Raw genomic sequence first — 20,900 nt, 5'->3', positions numbered from 1 at the left:
CCGACTTGAACGGGCGACCAATCGATTATGAGCGTGGAAAAACGACATTTTACTGTGTTTTTGTACAGTATATGATGTTATATAAATCAACACGTTACATCACACCGGTCATTTTATGACCTTCCCTGTTCTTCCCCCATATTCTCCCTCTGGCGTATCCTATAGGAATCCTAGATCCGACCAATCGATTTACAGGATACCCGGATCGATTGGTCGGCCAAGAGCAGGCTAGCCAGGGAAAGGAGTGGCACACACCCCTCCCCCTTGGGCCAAAAAAGCTCGCATAGGGTTTCATTATTGAGGTTACAGAGGTTACAAGGTTACATCTCTCTACAGGCCCCGGTTTGACTGGGTTTGTTTGTAACCTCATCTGAAATAGTCAGAGGTTACAGGGGTTACAAGCCTGTCTTGCCTGCCCTTCCTCTGGCTAGCCGGTTTTGTGGGAGGAAAATGAAGACGTTCAAGTTCACCAAAGCCACGATCGATGCGCTGCCCCTTGCCCCAGAGGGAAAGCAGGTCGATTACTGTGATGCCATGGTGCAGGGGCTACGGCTCCGGGTCGGGGCCAGCGGCATCAAGTCGTTCTGCGTGGCCAAGAAGAAAGAGGGCCGCTTTATCCGGGCCACCCTAGGGCGCTATCCGGCCCTGACCATCGACATGGCCCGCGCCAAGGCGCTGGAGATCCTGGGCGATGTCGCCATGACCGGCCACAACCCCAACGTGATCCGCCGTGACCAGGACAAGCTGAAAGTAACCCTGGGCGAGGCCATTGATGCCTACCTGGCCAGCCGTGGCGACCGGATCAGGCAGGAGACCGCCAAGCACTACCGCGCCGATCTCACCAACTACACCGGGGACTGGATGACGATCCCCTTGCTCAAACTCACCCGGGAAAAGATCGAGGTACGGCACAAAGCCATCACCGAGGGGTTGCCCGGTGCCTGGCACGGAGCCGCCCGTGAGTTTCGCAAGGCAGGCACCGGCAAGGGGAGCAAAGCCCAGGCCGACCGCTGGGCGCGAACCCTGCGGGCCGTCTGGCGTTTTGCCCGCGACCACTATCGGGACGCCAATGATCGGGTCATGCTGCCTGAGCCACCGACCGAAGTCCTGAGCAGCAAGCGCCTCTGGCACAACACCCCCCGGCGCAACGACCGGATCCGTACCCACGAGCTCAGACGCTGGCTGGATGCCGTGGAGCAGGTTCGGCAACACGCCATCGACTGGCGGGACGACACCACGGCCACCGTCTGTGACGCCATCGACATGGCCCTGTTTACCGGTCTGCGCCGCGCCGAAGTGTTCCAACTGACCTGGGATCGGGTCAGCATGAGCGGCGGCTACTTCTGGATCGATCAGACCAAGAACGGCGACCCGCTGGAGCTGCCGATCACCGAAACTCTACTCGCCATCTTCCGCCGCCGCTGGCACTGGAACCTCAAGCAGAGCCAGTTCGTGTTTCCTGGCCGTGACCCCGACCGCCCAATCCATGAACCGCGCCGGGTCATTGCCAAGATCTGCGCCGCTACTGTTCCCCACCCGAACCCCGACGGCCTGCCGCCGCTGGAGTTCAAATGCCACGACGCCCGCCGCACCTTTGGCACTGTGGCCGAACTGGCCGAGGTCGGCCAGTACACCATCAAGCGCCTGATGAACCACCGCACCCTGCGCAGTGCCGACGTGACCCAGGGTTATATCCACTTCACGGCGGACGAGCTGCGTAAACCGGCGACCAGGATCGAGCGGGATATTTTGGAATATGCGGGGCGCCTGGGCAGTGAACAGAATGCCAATAGCAATTTGCTGACTATTTTTGCCACCTTGCCAGAAGAGGAGCAGCGTCGATTGCTTTTAAGCATTAGCAATACTCGCATTAATTAAAATAGGACTTAGATAATGACGATGATCATGGATATTGGTGAACTGATTCGGCAAGAAGAAAACAGCAATAGTAATAAAGGGTACAAAGAGATATTCCCAAGGATATATAAATCCGGTAAATACGAAAAGGTTGGCAATCTTAGCGCCTTGAATTTCATTATGCAGTTGCGCATGAGAGCTGACATTGTTGAAATGTTTGACATTGACTCTCCTTGCTTACCCCATTATCTGCCTAATTGGTTGGAGGTATATTTATCCGATGATATTTACATCACTGAACCAGAGGGACTACTTATTGATGTATCCTCAATGCTATCACCTACTGCGACATCAGAAATGGTAGAAAACGAGTTTTCATTTAACCCTAACACCCCTGGCGATAAATTATCATCGCTTGATAGCATCACCCCATTGAGCATTCGAAACATCATTGCCATGTCAGAAATAGCAAAGAGTGATGGTTTTAATGATAATGACTCTTACAGCCACAGGATGCCCAAGATGCCTTTAGCTAAGCTATTCTCTGATGCTTATAAAGAGATCATGCCAACGCTAGTAGCCTTAAACGTAAATATTGAGGATTTTACCGACAAAGAAATTCTCGACGACATGGCGAACCTGCTTAAAAAATGGCGTAACGAATTATCTATCCATCAGGAGGAAGACTGCAAAGGCGTTAGTTCAAATGCACTAAGGAAAGCCATAAACAATAAGTACCTACCGTTATTAGATGCCATTATTGCAAATAAAATATTTAATGGCGCAGTGAGTGATGCAATTATTTTGGATGCTCTCTATCCATCGCTTGATATTGAGCTGGATGCGCTGAGGAAAACATACAAACACCAAGCAATGAAATTTTCTGATGTTCGTCATGTCTCAGCTTGGAAGCGGATCCTGACTAAGTCCGGAGTGGCGCATCTAACAATAAAAGAGGCGATAACAAAAAAATTCTAATATCGCAAGGGTTGTTTACTGCTTGCCAGTTCTACCTTAATTTCTAATAGCCCCCCAGAGAAAATCAGCACCATCAAAGCAATACTGGGGGTGCCAAGATGAAATCCGCAATAAACCAGAACACACCGAAACGCCTCACCCGCCGTGAGGCTGCCGCCTATCTTGGGTTGTCAGAGAAGACCCTAGGGGTCTGGGCCAGCAATGGCCGCTATGAGATCCCGTACTACAAGCTAGGCAACCGTACCCTCTACGAACGCACCGATCTCGATGCGTTCCTCGCCTCCCGCAAGATGCTGCATTCCAGCAAACCAGCGAACCCCATCCAATAACCTTGGAGGAACTCCCTATGCGCGTGATGTGCACCGAGTGCGGCCAACTGGGCCGCATCACCAAGACCAATCGCATGACAGCGGGGGTCGCCAACCTCTATTGCCAATGCACCGATGCTCGCTGTGGGCATGCCTGGGTATCCACTCTGGCCTATAGCCACACCCTGAGCCCTTCGGCCAAACGGGCCAGTGACATGGCCATGAACCTCGCGCGGGGTCTGTCGCCGGAGGCGCACGGCTCGCTGTGCGAAAGCGTGAACGAGCGGCAGCAACAGCTGAACGTGCTGGCCGCGCAAGAGCTGGAGAAACCGGTTGTGACCGTGCGGAGGGCAGTATGAGCAGTCAGGTAAAAACAGGCTGGGTCTGTATCGCGACCTCGGGGCCCACCCTGGACGGGCGGAACATCAGCCCTGAGTTTTTGCACCAGATGGCGGAGGTCTACGACCCGAGTTTCTACGTGGCCAACCTCTGGCCGGAAGGTGTCCGCGCTCGCCCGCTTGGGTCTGTGGATGCGCTGAAGGTGCAAGAGGAAGGCGACCGCCTCAAGTTGCTGGCGGTGCTGTGCCCCACCCTGGAGCTGATTGACCTCAACACCAACGGCACTCACGGCTTTTGCACCATTGAAGCCTGCGAGAATTTCGCAGGCACGGGCAAGTGGTATCTGGCTGGCGTCACGGTCACTGACCAACCCTGTCTGACGGGGCTGACCAAACTGCAATTCAGTGCCAAGCCACCGAGTGCCCGCCCGTTGCTGGTGCCTGCCGCTGTGCCGACGCCAGCCCCCGCCAATCCGGCTTTCCGTACATCAAAACCGGAGCAGATGTTTAGTCAATTAGAGGCCCTGTCCGCTGGACTGACAGCGCTTAGCCAGAAGCTGGACAGCTTTACTCCCTATCACCCCAGTCAGCCGCCCGCACCCGCCGCTGACCATCGCGACGACCCCACTCACGCCAATCACTACCGTCCCCACTAAGGAGCCCCGCCCGATGAACTTATCTGACCTGCTGCGCGATGTACGCCTGAGCTTTACCCCTGTGCCCCAAGCCAGCTTTGGCAACCTGGACGAGGCCACGAGCATGGCCCTGACGGCAGCCCTGGTGCAGGCCGTCCCGTTTCTGTGGATGGTGTCCATTCAAGGGATAGATGACCCTACCGCGCCCCGCTTTGACCCACTCAAGCCAGGGCTGCGCAGTGGCCGCAAGGCGCAAGGGCGCTTCCTGGTACAAGCCGACCCGAGCAAGCGCCAACACGAGTATGAAGAGCTGGACAGCAGCGTGATGTGGACATGGCAACAGCTGGCCCAGATGTTGGCGGGGCTCGACCAGCGACAGGTCAACAACCTGCTCGAAGAGCTGGCGCTCGCCGCCTTTGGGGATGACCTGATTCGGGTCGGCTTCCATGGCCAATCTGCCGCCCCCAACACAGACCCCGTGGCCAACCCGAACGGGGAAGATGTGATGGTGGGCTGGCCCGCCCTGGCCAAGGCCGCTGACCCCGAGGGGCTGCGGGTGCTGCGCGATGCGGTCACCTTCGACCCGAGCGGCAAAGGTGATTACACCGACCTGGATGCGATGGTGTATTCCCTGGTTGAGAAGCTGCCAGAGAGTTACCGCCAAGACCCGCGCTTAATCGTGATGGTCGGCGGCGACCTGCTACGGGCTCACCAGCAAGCCCACCTCAAGCCAGGACAGGTACGGGACAAGCAGCAGCGCATGAAGATTGCCGACCAGCCCTTTATCTCGCACCAGCACATGCCCAGCACTTACTTGGCCATCACCCTGGTCGAGAACCTGCAAGTGCTCACCGTCAACCGCACCCACCGCCTCAACGCGGGGGACATTGATGACCTCGCCAGCTGGGGTATCCGCTACAACCGTGCCCAGTCCTATGCCTTGGGCATTCCCACCGCCTACGCCGCCTTTGATGCCATCACTATCGCCACCCAGGAGTAACCCCATGCAGCAGCAATCAACCTTGCAAGTCGTCCCCAATGCCCCCGTCGCCACCCGTGCCAGCCGCCTGGATGAACATGTGGCCCTGTTCCAAAGTGAGCACACCAAGTTGATGAAGCTCGATAGCGAGGTGCTGACCCTGCGCGAGCAGCGCAAAGCCATGTTGGCCCAAATCCCTGCCGCCAAAGCCCGCCGTGAAGAGCTACGCCAGGGGCGGATTAATCAGCTGATGGGCGGGGTGGTGTCACTGGAAGCGGCGCGGGAATACCGCGAGCTGACGGAGCTGATCGAAGACGCCAAGGAAGCTGCCACCCTGTCCGAGCGGCAAGAGCGGCGCTTGGCCATGCCGCTCTATCAGACCCAAATTGCCGTCAACAGCGCCCAGAGCATGGTGGCCGGAGGCTATGAAAGCTATCTCGAACACAAGGTGATGCCATCCATCCTCAAGCCGCTCAAGGGGCATCTTGTCGAGCTGGCGGCTCTGACCCGTGCCAAGGCCAGCCTGATGGGGTTGGAAGGTGCGCGCAAGTGGGCGCACAACGAGCTGGCTCATGCCCTCAAAGAGGCGATGAATGGTGAACTGGTCGCGCTAGAGGGCGACAACCCCGCCGCCCGTGAGGTGCTGGCCACCTCGACCCGCCCACAAGCGGCGGACTTGTTGGAGCTGTGTAACAGCCCAGGCAAGCGCCAGTGTTTGCAGCGAGAACTGGGAGAGTAGCCCACCCCAAAATACAAAAGGGAGCCTGCCAGGGCTCCCTATTTGCTTACCCCACCCCCACAATTCCAGAGGAGCAAGCCCATGCACCATAGCAAAGCCCCAGATCCCCGGCAAGAGTTGCATCCATGGATCAATTCGGATAGCCTTTGTATCGCAACGGCAAAATCCGTTGCCGGGATTGGAACCCCGAGATCGCATTCAGAGCCAATCCACGCTCTTGCGTGGTTTTTTGTTGGCACTCGACCCCCTTTTCTTGGGGCACTGCTGGCCTACCTGGTCGGCGGGGCCTACCGTGTAATGGTGGCTCGGGCGGGGCAGCCTTCGGGCTGGCCGGTTTCCTCTGGATGCGCCGGTAGTTCCAACCCCGCTCGGGCTACCGCCATGAGTTTGGAACCTCTGTGTGGTAGCGACAATCTATCGCATCCGGAGGCTGCCATCATGGCTACTATCCCCACCCCTGCTGTATCCAAAACTTATACTTTCCTGATCGCACAGCGCTCCTGCCGCTTGGCCACCCTGCGCCGACTTCGCACTGTTTCCACCATCGCCCATAGCGAAGCCGAGGCCCGCGCCCATCTGCCCGGCCTGCCGCTGGTGTTCCTCTCCCGTCGTCCGTCAGAGGAGGTGGCAGCATGAACCAACTCTCCCACCTGCTCACCCTGCAATGCACTGCCGGTAACCTGTCCTGTCAGCTCACTGCGCTGCAACAGCGTTGCAACTCCCCCCATATCCACGACCTGCCCGAACTGGTGGATCAGATCCTGACCCCCATAGCCCAGCAGATCGATGAGCTGGAAGTATTGAGCGCTGGAACGGCCCTAAACGAGCCACTCGAACAGGCCAACCGCTACACCACCACATTGCAGACCTTGCTGGCGAACTGCCCCAACACTCTGACCCCCGCCGAACTGGCTCCGATGCTGAGCCCCACGATCCGCCTGCTGACCGAGGTAGAGCACAAGACTATGGAGGTGGGGGCATGAGCAACCAACTGGATAATTCCCGCGAGCTCACCCGAGTGACTGCGGAGCTCGATAGCTCTGCCTGCGCCCTGAATACCCTTTCACGGCTGCTTACCCACAGCGTGGATTGGGAGCGTAAGAACCGCATAGACCATGAAGAGTTTACCTATGGCCTTTCTGGCCTGCTTCAAGCATTGGCTAAAGACCTGGACAGCAACTCGTGTCGTATCAGTGAGCTGAATGATCGGTTGCCAGGAGGTGAGTCATGACCTCTCTACGCATTGTCTCTGATGTATCCCTGGCTGCCCGTGGTCGGTGGCCCACCATCTTGACTGAACTTGGTCTATCCATTCCCAAACGTGGCCAACATGGCCCCTGCCCGGCCTGCGGTGGAAAAGACAGGTTTCGCCTGGATGACAAGGAAGGACGGGGCACCTGGATATGTTCGCAATGCGGGGCCGGTGATGGCTTAACTCTTCTGGCCAAGGCCACCCGCAAAAGCACCAAGGAGGCCGCCCAAGAGGTGGCCACCTTGCTCGGGTTATCCCCAGCGGGTTTGGATGCGCAAGAGGTAGCCGCCCGCCGACAGAACGCTGAGCAAGTAGCGACCAAAGCCAGACAGGACGAAGAGAAAGCCAACCGTAAAGCCTGCACCAGGGCCGCCTCAATCCTACGCGATTGCATCAAAGGGCATACCTCCTACCTAGCCAGCAAGCACTTACAAGATTGGCTGGCAGACACCAATCAGACCTTGCTCCGGGAGGCGCGGCATAACTTCCCCCCGGGCTCTCTGGTGATCCCGCTCACGGATGAAAATGATCAGCTGGTCAACGTCCAACTCATCGACTCCCAGGGGGAAAAGCGCTATTTGGCCGGCGGCCAGAAAGCAGGGGCATTTCACCGGTTAACCGGCGGCCTACAGGTGGCCATCTGTGAAGGCTATGCAACGGGCGTCTCTGTCCACTTGGCCACGGGGGCAACCGTCTATTGCGCCATGGATTCAAGCAACCTGCAGGCGGTGGCAGAGATTGCCCAACGCAGAGAAGGCAAAAGCCCAATCCTAATCGCAGGGGATAACGACCTCCACATTGATGGCAACCCCGGCCAAGCCAAAGCCCAACAAGCGGCAGCAGTGATCGGGGGGTTGGTCAGCCTCCCCCATGAAGCCGGTGACTGGAACGATTACCACCAAGCCCATGGGCTGCTCGATACCAAGAAGGCGATCATGATTTCCTACGCAGACACTAAGACACCAACAGAGCAGACCCCCACCGTCCAGGAGCTGCCGGACAACTACAGCATGAGCAAAGAGCGACTCTTTGCCATGGAATGGCGCGGCAAAGGAGAGGATGCCGAACGGGTGCCGGTGCCTATCTGTTCCCCGCTGCATGTCACAGCGATCACCCATACCGAGCAAGGACAGGGCTTTGGCCGCTTGTTGGAATGGCGGGATACCAACGGCAAGACCCGCCGTTGGGCGATGCCAATGCGAATGCTGGTTCACAAGGGTGGAGAGGAAGTATTCGGCCAGTTGGCAGAAAGCGGGCTCAGTTACATCAACATGAGCAAAAAGAACCTGCTGCGTGATTACCTGATGAGCTGCCAACCGCAAGCCAGGATCACCTGTGTCGAACGTACCGGCTGGCACAAACAGGCTTATGTGCTGCCAAACGGCAACCTGGGGCCGGACGCCAACGAGGTGATCTTGCAAACCACCGGCTATGTGAATAATGACTTCACCACGTCCGGCACCTTAGCCGAATGGCAAGCCCAAGTGGCCGCTCTTGCTGTCGGTAACAGCCGGTTAGCTTTTTCCCTGTCCTGTGCCTTTGCAGCCCCCCTACTCTCCCTGATTGGGGTCGAGGGGGGAGGCTTTCACCTGAAAGGCGAGAGTACCGACGGTAAGACCACCGTCATGATGGCCGCCGCCAGCGTGTACGGCCCCGAGGCATTCGCCCACACATGGCGGGCCACCGGTAACGCCATAGAAGGGATCGCCAGTCGCCGCAATGATGCCTTGCTTTGTCTGGATGAGATCAAGGAGGTGGATGGACGAGAAGCGGGTCTGGTGGCCTATATGCTGGCTAACGGACAGGGCAAGGGCCGAAGCCGCCAGGATGGTGAACTGCGTGAGCGCAAGCAGTGGCGCTTGCTGTTCCTCTCTACCGGTGAGCTTTCCCTGGAAGACCACGCCGAGCAGGCAGGCCAGCGTACCTTTGCCGGTATGGAGATCCGCACTATCCAGATCCCGAGTGATACCGGCAAGCACGGCGCGTTTGAGGAACTGCACGGCATGACCGATGGCCGCCAGTTCGCCGATACCCTGCGCGAACGCCTGCACTGCCAACACGGCACCGCTTTTCGCGCCTATGTCGATGCATTGGCCAATGACCTGAACGGGCACAGCGCATGGATGAAGGGCGAGATCCGCCGATTGATCACCACTATGACCCCCGAGGGCGCCGGTAATCAGGTAGGGCGCGCCATTAACCGCTTTGCCCTGGTCGCTGCGGCCGGTGAGTTGGCCACCCGTCTCGGGATCACTGGATGGGCTGCTGGAGAGGCAACCAAAGCCGCTCGAGCTTGCCTTGATGCGTGGCTGGCCGACCGCGGTCACCTAGGCAATCAGGAGGATGCTGCGACCCTACGCCAGATCCGTCAGTTCTTTACCGCTTACCAGTACAGCCGCTTTGCTGATTGGGACGATCCTAATCACCGGCCGACACAGATGGTGGGATATCGGAAGAACCCTAAAATGGGAAGTGATGAAGGGGTTTTGTTCTATATTTTGCCGGAAGGATGGCGAGAGATAAATAAAGGGCGTGATTACAAAAAGGCAACGCAGCTGATATTAAAAATGGAATGGCTTCATACATCATCAACCGGGAAAGTTCAGATGTTGGCAAGATTGCCAGGCATGAACCAAAAACCTAAACGAGTTTACATTTTAAACGATTTAGTCCTAGGCCAATAAAACTAAGCAGGGGGGATCCCCCCCTCACTTAGCAGTCAACAAAGTATGCATTCTTTTTATTATCATCAACAAAGTTAATATCACATGAGCAATCAGGAAGAAAACTAAAGGTGAAAGTATCCACCCATGAATTATTCTAACAAAAGCCCCAGATGCAATATCTATTGCAACAGGCCGTATCATTTGCTCTAAAAAACACGTTGCAACTAATGATACAGATATTATTGTTGCATAACATATGTTGGAAAATAGTTGACTAAGCACAGTTTGTTTTAGTAATAGCAATGTATTACTTGATTTTTCACTTAAGACTTTATCGTCAATTTTATTTCTTTGGTCGTAAACCAAAACTAAAACACTAAGCAATAAGGCGGTTATAATTGAGCCGAAGTTAACTAAAAGTCCAACTAGTTCATTTGTTAATTTTATATCAGAATAGAAAGAAAGTGCTGCAATCATAAATGGGATAACTACAAATGTAATCATGTCAGGAAATGAATATTTCCCGCTTACAGGATCTCGCAATGAGTCATAATGCTCTGAAATAACACAGCATATATTGATTTTTGAACTCATGGCAGATTCCCCATAGGTAGGCCAGGATAGAGATCTTTGACATATTCCTTAACCAAAACTCTAGCCCAGGCAACAACAGAATCAAGCTTCGGTACGCCTTCAGAATACTCTATATCTTCATCAAATTCAATTTCACATACGGTATTGGTTGCTTTACTGCCAACAGTAAACGTTCTTTTCTTTCCATCAATTTCAATTACAGTCTTTACTTGCGAACCAAATTCATTAAGTAGTTCTACCGATTCATGCTGTTTTGATGAAGTATCCAAATAATCCCTAAGCTTCCCCAATGAACCTTTGCGAGGAGGTTTTATAATTAACTCTTGTTCGTTATGTCCGAGCTTCTTAATTGCATCAGAAGGATCATTAAATCCAGAAAACTTTACAATCTTCACTTCTTTAGCTGCACCATCTAGCCAAGCCCTTACACCATTTTCATATGCAAGAGGGTTCATCTGCAAGCATAGCTTAGTTTTTTCATCAAAGTATTTACCCATCAGATTGTGAAAGAGTGTCTTTATTCCATTGCCTCTAAAAGCATGAGTGAAGACTAATCCTTCATTAAACCCCGTAGGGATGAAAAAATAAATGAAATGTTTAATTATTTCAGCATTTTTTTCTGCTTTTTCGAAGTCTACATCGCCAGTGTCAACATTTATGATGTCAGTTTTCATCCCATATGAACCAACATTAAAATATGCATAACCCTCGCGTGTCCGATCGTCAAAAAACATATGACTAAACATATATACTTGTTTTTCATTTTCCATAACAGTATATTTTTTAGAGTTATCCTCCATAAAGTCTGACAACATTTTAAAAAGATCATAGCCTTTTATATTATCGAGAGAGCTATATCTCTGCTCTCGTTTTTTAGCGGCACTATGCTGATTATAACATCTGAAAAGATAAGGAGATAGAGAATGCATATTTATTCACAAAATTGAGTTTTAATTAAAGTATTTTAGTATGCCCATATGGGTATGTATAGCGCTTTGAGGTACTCGATATGTGATGCACTCATGGAAATCTGACGAAAAGCCTATAAGGAGGTTGGCCACTCCACCTCAGGGAGCCCACACTTGCCTCTCACTGGTGCTACCGGTATTCGCTGCAAGTAGGTCTGCTCTTATCCAATTATGCTGCAGTGCTGTATAGACTATCCATTTTGCCGACATCAGCTGCCGAAAGAACTTTTTACTGTTTACTGAACGCCCCATAGATATCTGCCAATAGTTCCCAGAACGAAAATCTATACAGACAACGTCCTTATCCTTTAGACCATAGGAAAGAGCTACGGACAGAGTTACATCACGGAATCCGCGCTCATCCGCTCCCGCCTGCGGGCCGCGTTAAGAAAATATTTTGCAAAAATGGATTACCGCAGTTTCCTAGCTCTAGGCCGCGCCGTTCTTGGGGTTTGGGAGAACGGCAGGAATTGCACGAAGTGAAAGGAATTTCAGCTTTTTGCAAAAATACGCCCCATTCACGGGCCAAATATAAAACGTAACCATCTGATTTATAGATGAAAACCGTACTTTCCGTGGCCATTTCACCATCGCCCAGATTTTTATGTTTGCGGACTGAGATCACCTCTTCTCATTTAAAAACAATGACCTATGAGTATTTATCCGATTTATGGGATCTGACAAATTTCAGTTTCCTACTCGTGCTAGTGAGCATGCCCACCAAAGGGCCGCATACGGCCGCTAAACGCGTCCTGGCCTTCGCTGAGGGTCAAAGCACGCCCTCAAGGTGGGATAGGCACATGGAGCGATAGAGGCGCTGACCAAAGAGCGCTATTTGATGGGGGAGGAATCGGCGGGTTCCGCCCTGGGGTTACATGACAAGTTGTGGGACGCTGAGATTTGTAACCTCTCGGGGTTACAGGTTACACCATCACGAAAAATGGCTGTATCCCGCACCAGACAAGGGCTACAGGCTTGTAACCTCATTCCTTTTTCAGTGCGTGTAACCTCTACCCGCTTTTAGTGCACTGAGTGGGGTTACAGCGCAAAGCCGCGCCAATACTGGGCTAGAGCCGAGTTGTAACCTCGTAACCCGTGTAACCCCGGTTTTTTCGACATATAGAGATAAAAGGGAAAAAGTTGGGTCATGTGAGAGAGATCCAACAGTTGGCCTCAAATGTGTCTTTTAGAGAGAGCCAGGATCATTTTTCTAGGTGAGGGGGAAAAATTTATTCGGAGGGAGTCAGGGCTATTTTAGAGTGATTACTCTACCCTCTGCGGAATCCTATAGGAATCCTAGTGAAAAGAGGGTTGGCGAGTACTAACTCGCCAACCCTCTGGAATTGGTGGCCCCTGCCCGACTTGAACGGGCGACCAATCGATTATGAGTCGACTGCTCTAACCAACTGAGCTAAGGGGCCAGAATCTTGGTTTTGCGGCGTGGATTATAGGGGATGAGGCAGGGCTCGTCCATAGGCAGATCAACCACTTGCCGAGTTTTTGTCCAACCCTGGCCTCCCCTGTCTAGGCGCCGATCCCAGCCCGTCGCCCCTAAAACAAAGCCCCGCATGGCGGGGCTTTTGACAAGGTTTGTCGGCGACCTCAGGACTATTCGTCCAGGAAGCTGCGCAGCACTTCCGAGCGGCTCGGGTGGCGCAGCTTGCGCAGGGCCTTGGCTTCGATCTGACGAATACGCTCACGGGTGACGTCGAACTGCTTGCCCACTTCCTCGAGGGTGTGGTCAGTGTTCATGTCGATACCGAAACGCATGCGCAGTACCTTGGCTTCGCGGGCGGTCAGACCGGCCAGCACTTCGCGGGTGGCGTTGCGCAGGCTCTCGCTGGTAGCCGCATCCGCCGGCAGCGCCAGGGTGGTATCTTCGATGAAGTCGCCCAAGTGGGAGTCTTCATCATCACCGATGGGCGTCTCCATGGAGATGGGCTCTTTGGCGATCTTCAATACCTTGCGGATCTTGTCTTCCGGCATGCCCATGCGCATGGCCAGCTCTTCCGGGTTCGGTTCACGACCCATCTCCTGCAGCATCTGGCGGGAGATACGGTTGAGCTTGTTGATGGTCTCGATCATGTGCACCGGGATACGGATGGTACGGGCCTGATCCGCGATGGAGCGGGTAATGGCCTGACGGATCCACCAGGTGGCATAGGTCGAGAACTTGTAGCCACGACGGTATTCAAACTTGTCCACCGCCTTCATCAGACCGATGTTGCCCTCCTGGATCAGGTCCAGGAACTGCAAGCCGCGGTTGGTGTATTTCTTGGCGATGGAGATAACCAGACGCAGGTTTGCCTCGACCATCTCTTTCTTCGCACGGCGGGCCTTGGCCTCACCGATGCTCATGCGACGGTTGATGTCCTTGATCTGGGCAATGGAGAGGCCAGTCTCTTCTTCGATCTGTTGCAGTTTGCCGATGGCACGCAGCACGTCTTCGTCCATCTCCACCAGACGCGGTGACCACGCCTTGCCGGCCTGCTTCTGGTATTCAAACCAGGCAGTCTCGCACTCGTTGTTGGTGAAGGCCGCGACGAAGGTTTTCTTCGGCATCTTGGCCTGCTCAACGCAGAGTTTCATGATGATGCGTTCCTGCACACGGACCCGCTCCATCATTTCACGCATGTTGTTGACCAGGCGATCGAACTGCTTGGGCATCAGGCGGAATTGACGGAACACATCGGCCAGCTGGGCAATCGCGGCCTGGGTGTCGTCGTGGGCACGGCCATTCTTCTGAATGGAGAGACGGGTTACTTCGTACTGGGCACGCAGCTCGCCGAATTTCTCGCGGGCGACTTCGGGATCCGGACCACCGTCTCCGTCGTCATCGCTGTCGCCGTCTTCATCTTCGTCTTCGTCTTCGTCTTCATCTTCGTCAGCCAGGTCATCTTCGCTGAGCTCGGAACCGATGTGGGTGGCGGTCGGCGCCACATCGTCCGTTTCATTGGGATCGATAAAGCCGGAGATGATGTCAGACAGACGCAGCTGCTCGGCTTCGTACTTGTCGTACTGTTCGAGCAGGTAAGTGATGGCTTCAGGGTACTCGGCAACGGAGCTTTGTACCTGGTTGATACCGTCTTCGATCCGCTTGGCGATGTCGATTTCGCCTTCGCGGGTCAGCAGTTCGACGGTACCCATTTCCCGCATGTACATGCGGACGGGATCGGTCGTGCGACCAATCTCAGATTCAACAGATGCCAGAGCCTGGGCCGCTGCTTCGGCAGCGTCCTCATCGGCAGTACCACCTTCAGCCATGATCAGGTCATCGGCATCCGGGGCGTTTTCCACCACCTGGATACCCATATCGTTGATCATCTGGATGATGTCTTCGATCTGGTCGGAGTCGACGATGTCTTGCGGGAGGTGATCGTTCACCTCGGCATAGGTCAGGTAGCCCTGTTCTTTACCTTTGGCAACGAGGAGTTTAAGCTGAGACTGCGGGGTTTGCTCCATAGAACTCATCCGGTTGGTGTTGCTAGGTTGCGCGTACAGTGCGCTGCTGCGCAAATAGCCAATTCTAATAGAAAACCGCCAGACATGCTATGTCTGGTTGCGGCGTCGGTCATGAGAAACCCCTGCCCGCAGTATTGTCGGGGCCAGGCGGTTATAAAGTGTTTGCTTTTAATCCCGTCCATTCGGGCAACGGTATTTATATTGAGACTAATCACTCAAATATCAAGCCCCAGTCTCATTTCTTTTCTCCAATCTGCACCTCTCTGATCAGCATCATCAGCTCCTGGGTCTCTTCACTGCTGAGCCCTTGCTGGGCCACCTTGGCCTGCAGCTCCTCGATTCTCTGCTTGAGAAACTGGTTGATGAAGCCGACGAAGGTGTCCTGCAACTCCCCCAGAATGTCCGGTTCCTGATCGAGTTTGATCTCCTCGAACAGATCGTGCATCGCCAGTTGGGCAAGGATCTCTCCCTCCTTGGTGCCGCGCCAGTGCTCCAGCAGGATGCCGGTGGTGATCCCCGGTTGGGAGAGGATCTGCTGGTGCAGCTGCAACAGGAACTGGATGCCCTGTACCCGCAATCCGGCGAGCTCCGGCATGGCGGGCAGCTCGGCCGTGACCGCCGGGTATTGCAGCATCAGCGCCAACGCCCGGCGTATGGGGGTCAGCTTGGTAGCCTTGGGCTTGATGACTTCGGCCTTCGGCTGGCTGCCGCGGGCAAACAGCTCGGCAATACGCTGCTTGTTCTCTCCCCAGCGCATCATATTGGAGAGCCGGGTGATGAGTCCCTCCCGGGTGAAACCCTCCGGCACCCGGCGGATCAGCTCGGCCGCCTTGTTGGCCACCTCGAACTTGCCCGCTTCGCCGGAGAGCGCCGCATCCCGCCCGAGGCGCTCGAACATGAAGTCCGCAAAAGGCTGAGCCTCGTCCAGCAGAGCTTCGAAGCCCTCCTTGCCGATCTGGCGCACCAGGGAGTCCGGATCCTCGCCATCCGGCAGGAACACGAACTTGAGCTCGCGCCCGTCCTGCAGGTGAGAGAGCGCATTGTCCAGCGCGCGCCAGGCCGCCTCGCGACCGGCGTTGTCGCCGTCATAGCAGCACACCACCTCGGCCGTGGTGCGAAACAAGGTGTGGATATGGTCGCTGGTGGTCGCCGTGCCCAGCGCCGCCACCGCATAGTCGATGTCGTACTGGCCGAGTGCCACCACGTCCATGTAGCCTTCCACCACCAGGATCCGGCGCGGATCCTTGTGCGCCTGCTTCACCTCATAGAGGCCAAACAGCTCGCGTCCCTTGTGGAAGATGGGGGTCTCCGGCGAGTTCAGATACTTGGGGGTACCGTCCCCCAATACCCGGCCACCGAAACCGATGACGCGGCCACGCTTGTCACGAATGGGGAACATGATGCGATCGCGGAAACGATCATAGCTGCCAGGCCCGCTGTCACGGGGGATCAGCATGCCGCCCGAGATGAGCAGTTGCTCGTGCTCCCGGCTACCGCCAAAGCGTCGTCTGACCTGATCCCAGTCGCCCGGGGCATAACCGATGTTGAAGCGCCTGACCACTTCCCCAGTCAGACCGCGTCCCTTCAGGTAATCCACCGCCTGGGGAGCACTCTTGAGATTGCTCTCGTAGAAGCGGGCGATCTGGTTCATCAGTTCATAGAGATCCTTGCTGACGGCAGGTTGCGCCTTGTTGGCACCACCTGCGCTCTGTTCGCGGGGCACCTGCATCCCTTGCAGATTGGCCAGTTCTTCGATGGCATCGGGAAATTCGAGTCCGTCGTACTCCATGACAAAACCGATGGCATTGCCGTGGGCACCGCAACCGAAGCAGTGATAGAACTGCTTCTCCTGACTGACGGTGAAGGAGGGGGTTTTTTCGTTATGAAACGGGCAGCAAGCCTGATAGTTCTTGCCGGCTTTTTTCAACCGCACTCGCGAGTCGATCAGCTCGACGATGTCTGTGCGTACGAGCAGATCATCGATAAAGGATTGTGGGATCCTGCCTGCCATAACCGTCCTGTTTCATTGAAAATAAAAAAGCCGCGCATTCACAGGGAAGCACGGCTTCTTTCGACTAACAAGAGAAATGCCTGTTACGCCAAGCGGGTTTTCACCTGCGCACTGACGGCGCCGACATCGGCACGCCCCTGAATTTTCGGCTTCAAGACAGCCATGACTTTACCCATATCGCCCATGACGGCAGCCCCACTTTCAGTGATGGCTTGCTCGATCAGGCTGGCAACCTCGTCTGCGGTCAGTTGTTGTGGCAGGAATTCCTGCAGCACCTGGATCTCGGCAAACTCTTTGTCGGCAAGATCCTGACGACCGGCAGCTTCAAATTGGCTGATGGAATCACGGCGCTGTTTGACCATCTTGGTCACGACAGCGAGGATATCCTCATCATTGAGCTCGACACGGGTATCAATTTCACGCTGTTTGATTTCTGCCATCAACAAACGGATCGTCCCCAGTCTGGCCTTGTCTTTGGCCAGCATGGCGAGTTTTTGTTGATCCTTGAGTTGATCCTTCAGAGACACGGCATGATCCCCCGATTAGTACAGGCGGATACGACGTGCGTTTTCGCGGGACAGCTTCTTGGCGTGACGCTTGACGGCGGACGCTTTGGCGCGCTTGCGAATGGTAGTCGGCTTCTCGTAGAACTCACGGCTACGAACTTCAGACAGGATACCGGCCTTTTCGCAAGAACGCTTGAAGCGACGCAGAGCAACGTCAAACGGCTCATTTTCACGGACTTTGATTACTGGCATGTGCCTTTCACCTCAGTGATATTTGGTTAGCTGACCTTCAATCGATCAGCATGTCTTAAAATGGTGCGAAATTATACTCTGGACAGGGAATGAAAGTAAACCCGCAGAGATCGCTCTGGTTTAAAAAACCCGCGAAGGTTACCATAGCCGTCTCATTTTAGCAGTGAAATTTTTTAGCAATGCGTGTATTGGGCATAGAGACATCCTGTGACGAAACCGGGATCGCGATCTTCGACGATCAAAAAGGGATCCTTTCCCATCAGTTATACAGCCAGGTCAAGCTGCATGCGGACTACGGCGGCGTGGTTCCCGAGCTCGCCAGCCGGGATCATGTGCGCAAGACGATCCCCTTGATCCAGGCCGCCTTGAAGGAGGCCGGGCTCGGCAAGGATGACATCAACGGCATCGCCTATACCGCGGGCCCGGGCCTGGTTGGGGCCATCCTGGTGGGAGCCACCATAGGTCGCTCCCTGGCCATGGCATGGAACAAACCGGCGGTGGCCGTGCACCACATGGAGGGTCACCTGCTGGCCCCCATGCTGGAAGAGCGATCCCCCGCGTTTCCCTTCGTGGCGCTGCTGGTCTCCGGCGGCCACTCCATGCTGGTGCGGGTCGATGGCATCGGCAGCTATGAGCTGCTGGGGGAATCCATCGACGACGCCGCCGGCGAGGCCTTCGACAAGACCGCCAAGCTGATGGGGCTGGACTATCCGGGCGGCCCCCTGCTCTCCCGTCTGGCCGAGAAAGGCACCAAGGAGCGCTTCACCTTCCCCCGTCCCATGACCGACAGGCCGGGCCTCGACATGAGCTTCTCCGGTCTCAAGACCTTCGCCGCCAACACCATCGCCGCCAACGGTGACGACGAGCAGACCCGCGCCGACATCGCCCGCGCCTTCGAAGATGCCGTGGTCGATACCCTGGCCATCAAGTGTCGTCGCGCCTTGAAGGAGACCGGTCTCAACCGTCTGGTGGTGGCCGGCGGTGTCAGCGCCAACCGTCACCTGCGGGCCCAGTTGGCCGAGCTGATGGAGAGCCTGCATGGCGAAGTGTTCTATCCGCGTACCGAGTATTGCACCGACAACGGCGCCATGATCGCCTACGCCGGTATGCAGCGCCTGAAGGCGGGGGTATTCGAGCCCCTGGTGGTCAAGGCCGTGCCACGCTGGCCGCTGGACACCCTGGATCCGGTGTGATCCACAGGATCCGTTACCATATAAAAAAGGGGCCGATGGCCCCTTTTTGTTGCTTCTGACTGCTTTGATTAGTTGGTCCGGAACAAGGCCTCTATCGAAAGCCCCTGTCCCAGCAGGATCTCCCGCAGGCGGCGCAACCCCTCAACCTGGATTTGGCGCACCCGCTCCCGGGTCAGGCCTATCTCGGCACCCACGTCTTCCAGGGTCGCCGGCTCATAGCCGAGCAGGCCGAAGCGACGGGCCAACACTTCCCGCTGCTTGGGATTGAGCTCCTCCAGCCAGTGCACGATGCTGGCGCGCATGTCGTCGTCCTGGGATTCCAGCTCAGGGCCCATGCCGCGCTCGTCGGAGAGCACGTCCAGCAGCGCCTTGTCCCGATCGCCGCCGATGGGGGTATCCACCGAGGTGATCTTCTCGTTGAGCTTGAGCATGCGGTTCACGTCGTCCACCGAGCGATCCAGCGCATGGGCGATGTCTTCGGCGGTGGGCTCGTGATCGAGGCGGTGGGAGAGCTCCCGGGCGGTACGCAGGTAGACGTTCAGCTCCTTGACCACATGAATGGGCAGACGGATGGTGCGAGTCTGGTTCATGATGGCCCGCTCTATGGTCTGGCGGATCCACCAGGTGGCATAGGTGGAGAAACGGAAGCCGCGTTCCGGGTCGAACTTCTCGACCGCGCGGATAAGACCGAGGTTGCCCTCTTCGATGAGATCCAGCAGCACAAGGCCGCGATTGTTGTAGCGCCTGGCAATCTTTACCACTAGGCGCAGGTTGGATTCGATCATGCGCTTGCGGGCGGCTTTGTCACCCCGCAAGGCACGACGAGCGTAGTAGACTTCCTCTTCGGCCGTGAGCAAGGGGGAGAATCCTATCTCCCCCAGATAGAGCTGGGTGGCATCCATCACCTTGTTCAGTTCAGGTACCAGCAGCTCGTCGGAGATCGTCTCCTCGGCTTCTGCAGTCACCTCCTGAACCTCTTCTTCCTCCTGGGTTTCCAGCTCTTCGTCGAACTCTAACTCTGCATCCTGCATTACCAGTTGTTCTTGGCTCATGTTATGTCTCCCTGAACTGAACCAGAGTAAGACCTAGCTCTCTGGGTTAACGCTTTGGCAAATAACCCATCGGGTTGATTGACTTGCCTTTGTACCGGATTTCAAAGTGCAAGCGCACATCCGGTGCATCCGTGCTACCCATATTGGCGATGACGGCTCCGCCCTTGACGGAGTCTCCCTCCTTCACCCGCAACTCGTCGTTGTGGGCATAGGCAGAGAGGTAGTCATCGTTGTGCTTCAGAATGATCAGCTTGCCGTAACCTCGCAGTGCACTGCCCGCGTAAACCACCTTGCCACCGCTGGCGGCGTAGATGGGTTGCCCCTTCTGACCCGAGATGTCGATGCCCTTGTTGCCCTGTTCAGCCACAGAGAAGCCTTCGACGATTCTGCCTTGGGTCGGCCAGTGCCACGCGAGTGTCGACGAGGAACTGCTGGTTTTTTGTTCTTTCGGCTGAGCGTATGCTGTTGAAGATGCCGGAGCAATGCTTTTTTGCGAGATGAACGGAGTGGTCGTACCTGTTGGTGCCGTGGCCAGGGGTTTGGGTCCCGAACTGGTCACTGCCGTGCTGGCCACCATCTGGCTGCTGCCCGTGCTGGCGGCCGTCGGTACGCTCAGCACCTGACCGACATGGAGTCCGTACGGAGCCTGCAGATTGTTGCGCTGGGCCAGGGTCTGGTTGGAGACGTTGAACTGGCGGCCAATGCTGCTCAAGGTGTCGCCGCGACGCACCTCGTAGGTGCCGTTGCCGGTGGCAACCGGGCGGCTCACCGCCATGCCGGTGCTGGCCACGGCACCAGAGGAGCCATCCAGTCGCAGCTGCTGACCCGGATAGATGTTGTAGGGAGGACTGATGCCGTTGAGGCTGGTCAGCGATGCGACATCCATGCCGGAGCGGAAGGCGATGGAGTAGAGGGTATCCCCTCTGACCACAGTGTAACTGCTGCCCTGGATGCCCGGCTTGGCCATGGCCTGACGGGTCGGAATGGTCGAGGCAATGGGGTCATTGCCCAGACTCTGCACCGGAGCAGCTGTCTTGCTGGAAGAGCAGGCAAGCAGCAGCCATGACAACACGACGACACTGCTACCTTGCCAAACACGCGAACGCATAG

18 protein-coding genes, 1 tRNA gene and 3 pseudogenes are annotated in these 20,900 nt (G+C 55.7%); 13 read left to right on the top strand and 9 right to left on the bottom strand.

Annotation, left to right across the window (positions count from 1 at the left end; translation table 11 throughout):
* The first annotated feature begins 450 nt into the window (after positions 1 to 450).
* The 12 genes and pseudogenes from ABNP46_RS03515 (at position 451) to ABNP46_RS03460 (ending at position 9,770) form a co-directional block, all read left to right on the top strand.
* Positions 451 to 1,878: a site-specific integrase gene (locus ABNP46_RS03515; protein ID WP_349921052.1), complete on the top strand. Its 1,428-nt coding sequence runs from the start codon at positions 451 to 453 to the stop codon at positions 1,876 to 1,878.
* Between the two features lie 15 nt (positions 1,879 to 1,893).
* Entirely contained in the window at positions 1,894 to 2,835 is a 942-nt protein-coding gene (locus ABNP46_RS03510; RefSeq protein WP_349921050.1) for a DUF6387 family protein, read from the top strand.
* A gap of 98 nt (positions 2,836 to 2,933) precedes the next feature.
* On the top strand, positions 2,934 to 3,164 hold the full coding sequence (locus ABNP46_RS03505) for a helix-turn-helix domain-containing protein (RefSeq protein ID WP_349921048.1): 231 nt from the start codon (positions 2,934 to 2,936) through the stop codon (positions 3,162 to 3,164).
* 17 nt (positions 3,165 to 3,181) lie between these two features.
* Positions 3,182 to 3,394 (top strand): annotated as a pseudogene (locus ABNP46_RS03500) (ogr/Delta-like zinc finger family protein); the annotation flags it as partial.
* A gap of 104 nt (positions 3,395 to 3,498) precedes the next feature.
* The gene (locus ABNP46_RS03495; RefSeq protein ID WP_349921046.1) at positions 3,499 to 4,137 is read left to right on the top strand and encodes a GPO family capsid scaffolding protein; all 639 of its coding nucleotides are present in this window, start codon (positions 3,499 to 3,501) and stop codon (positions 4,135 to 4,137) included.
* A 13-nt stretch (positions 4,138 to 4,150) separates the two neighbouring features.
* Positions 4,151 to 5,116 carry a P2 family phage major capsid protein gene (locus ABNP46_RS03490; protein WP_349921045.1) on the top strand — a complete coding sequence of 322 codons (966 nt, stop codon included), beginning with the start codon at positions 4,151 to 4,153 and terminating at the stop codon, positions 5,114 to 5,116.
* Positions 5,117 to 5,120: 4 nt separating this feature from the next.
* The gene (locus ABNP46_RS03485; RefSeq protein WP_349921044.1) at positions 5,121 to 5,834 is read left to right on the top strand and encodes a hypothetical protein; all 714 of its coding nucleotides are present in this window, start codon (positions 5,121 to 5,123) and stop codon (positions 5,832 to 5,834) included.
* Positions 5,835 to 5,915: 81 nt separating this feature from the next.
* Positions 5,916 to 6,236 (top strand): annotated as a pseudogene (locus ABNP46_RS03480) (ash family protein); the annotation flags it as partial.
* A 36-nt stretch (positions 6,237 to 6,272) separates the two neighbouring features.
* A complete protein-coding gene (locus ABNP46_RS03475) occupies positions 6,273 to 6,470 on the top strand; it encodes a host cell division inhibitor Icd-like protein (RefSeq protein ID WP_349922610.1) in 198 nt (65 codons plus the stop codon).
* The gene (locus ABNP46_RS03470; protein WP_349921042.1) at positions 6,467 to 6,817 is read left to right on the top strand and encodes a hypothetical protein; all 351 of its coding nucleotides are present in this window, start codon (positions 6,467 to 6,469) and stop codon (positions 6,815 to 6,817) included. Before ABNP46_RS03475 ends, ABNP46_RS03470 begins: the two co-directional genes overlap by 4 nt.
* Positions 6,814 to 7,065: a hypothetical protein gene (locus ABNP46_RS03465; RefSeq protein WP_349921040.1), complete on the top strand. Its 252-nt coding sequence runs from the start codon at positions 6,814 to 6,816 to the stop codon at positions 7,063 to 7,065. The genes ABNP46_RS03470 and ABNP46_RS03465 overlap by 4 nt, the downstream gene beginning before the upstream one ends.
* The gene (locus ABNP46_RS03460; protein WP_349921038.1) at positions 7,062 to 9,770 is read left to right on the top strand and encodes a DUF927 domain-containing protein; all 2,709 of its coding nucleotides are present in this window, start codon (positions 7,062 to 7,064) and stop codon (positions 9,768 to 9,770) included. Before ABNP46_RS03465 ends, ABNP46_RS03460 begins: the two co-directional genes overlap by 4 nt.
* A gap of 24 nt (positions 9,771 to 9,794) precedes the next feature.
* Here the strand turns inward: ABNP46_RS03460 and ABNP46_RS03455 are convergent, their stop codons facing one another.
* The 7 genes and pseudogenes from ABNP46_RS03455 to rpsU form a co-directional block, all read right to left on the bottom strand.
* Positions 9,795 to 10,346, bottom strand: coding sequence for a hypothetical protein (locus ABNP46_RS03455; RefSeq protein WP_349921036.1), 552 nt, complete (start codon positions 10,344 to 10,346; stop codon positions 9,795 to 9,797).
* Positions 10,343 to 11,275 carry a hypothetical protein gene (locus tag ABNP46_RS03450; protein WP_349921034.1) on the bottom strand — a complete coding sequence of 311 codons (933 nt, stop codon included), beginning with the start codon at positions 11,273 to 11,275 and terminating at the stop codon, positions 10,343 to 10,345. The genes ABNP46_RS03455 and ABNP46_RS03450 overlap by 4 nt, the downstream gene beginning before the upstream one ends.
* A gap of 1,383 nt (positions 11,276 to 12,658) precedes the next feature.
* Positions 12,659 to 12,735: transfer RNA gene (locus ABNP46_RS03445), tRNA-Ile, on the bottom strand.
* 187 nt (positions 12,736 to 12,922) lie between these two features.
* A complete protein-coding gene (gene rpoD / locus ABNP46_RS03440; RefSeq protein ID WP_349921033.1) occupies positions 12,923 to 14,776 on the bottom strand; it encodes an RNA polymerase sigma factor RpoD in 1,854 nt (617 codons plus the stop codon).
* Between the two features lie 222 nt (positions 14,777 to 14,998).
* A pseudogene (gene dnaG / locus ABNP46_RS03435) lies at positions 14,999 to 16,787 on the bottom strand (DNA primase).
* 83 nt (positions 16,788 to 16,870) lie between these two features.
* Positions 16,871 to 17,314 (bottom strand): GatB/YqeY domain-containing protein, encoded by a 444-nt coding sequence (locus ABNP46_RS03430; RefSeq protein WP_349921031.1) that lies wholly within the window; start codon positions 17,312 to 17,314, stop codon positions 16,871 to 16,873.
* A 15-nt stretch (positions 17,315 to 17,329) separates the two neighbouring features.
* A complete protein-coding gene (gene rpsU / locus ABNP46_RS03425) occupies positions 17,330 to 17,545 on the bottom strand; it encodes a 30S ribosomal protein S21 (RefSeq protein ID WP_005309452.1) in 216 nt (71 codons plus the stop codon).
* Between the two features lie 179 nt (positions 17,546 to 17,724).
* On the opposite strand from rpsU, the gene tsaD reads away from it, so the two are divergent.
* Positions 17,725 to 18,738: a tRNA (adenosine(37)-N6)-threonylcarbamoyltransferase complex transferase subunit TsaD gene (gene tsaD, locus ABNP46_RS03420; protein ID WP_349921029.1), complete on the top strand. Its 1,014-nt coding sequence runs from the start codon at positions 17,725 to 17,727 to the stop codon at positions 18,736 to 18,738.
* 68 nt (positions 18,739 to 18,806) lie between these two features.
* Here tsaD and rpoS read toward each other — a convergent pair whose 3' ends face one another.
* Positions 18,807 to 19,790, bottom strand: coding sequence for an RNA polymerase sigma factor RpoS (gene rpoS / locus ABNP46_RS03415; RefSeq protein ID WP_349921027.1), 984 nt, complete (start codon positions 19,788 to 19,790; stop codon positions 18,807 to 18,809).
* A 46-nt stretch (positions 19,791 to 19,836) separates the two neighbouring features.
* A complete protein-coding gene (locus tag ABNP46_RS03410) occupies positions 19,837 to 20,898 on the bottom strand; it encodes a LysM peptidoglycan-binding domain-containing protein (RefSeq protein WP_349921026.1) in 1,062 nt (353 codons plus the stop codon).
* Positions 20,899 to 20,900: the final 2 nt, after the last annotated feature.

It is taken from the genome of Aeromonas veronii (genome assembly GCF_040215105.1).
Classification (GTDB): domain Bacteria; phylum Pseudomonadota; class Gammaproteobacteria; order Enterobacterales; family Aeromonadaceae; genus Aeromonas; species Aeromonas veronii_G.
The sequence above is the reverse complement of the archived record's forward strand: the minus strand, read 5'-3'. Positions and strand labels throughout refer to the sequence as shown.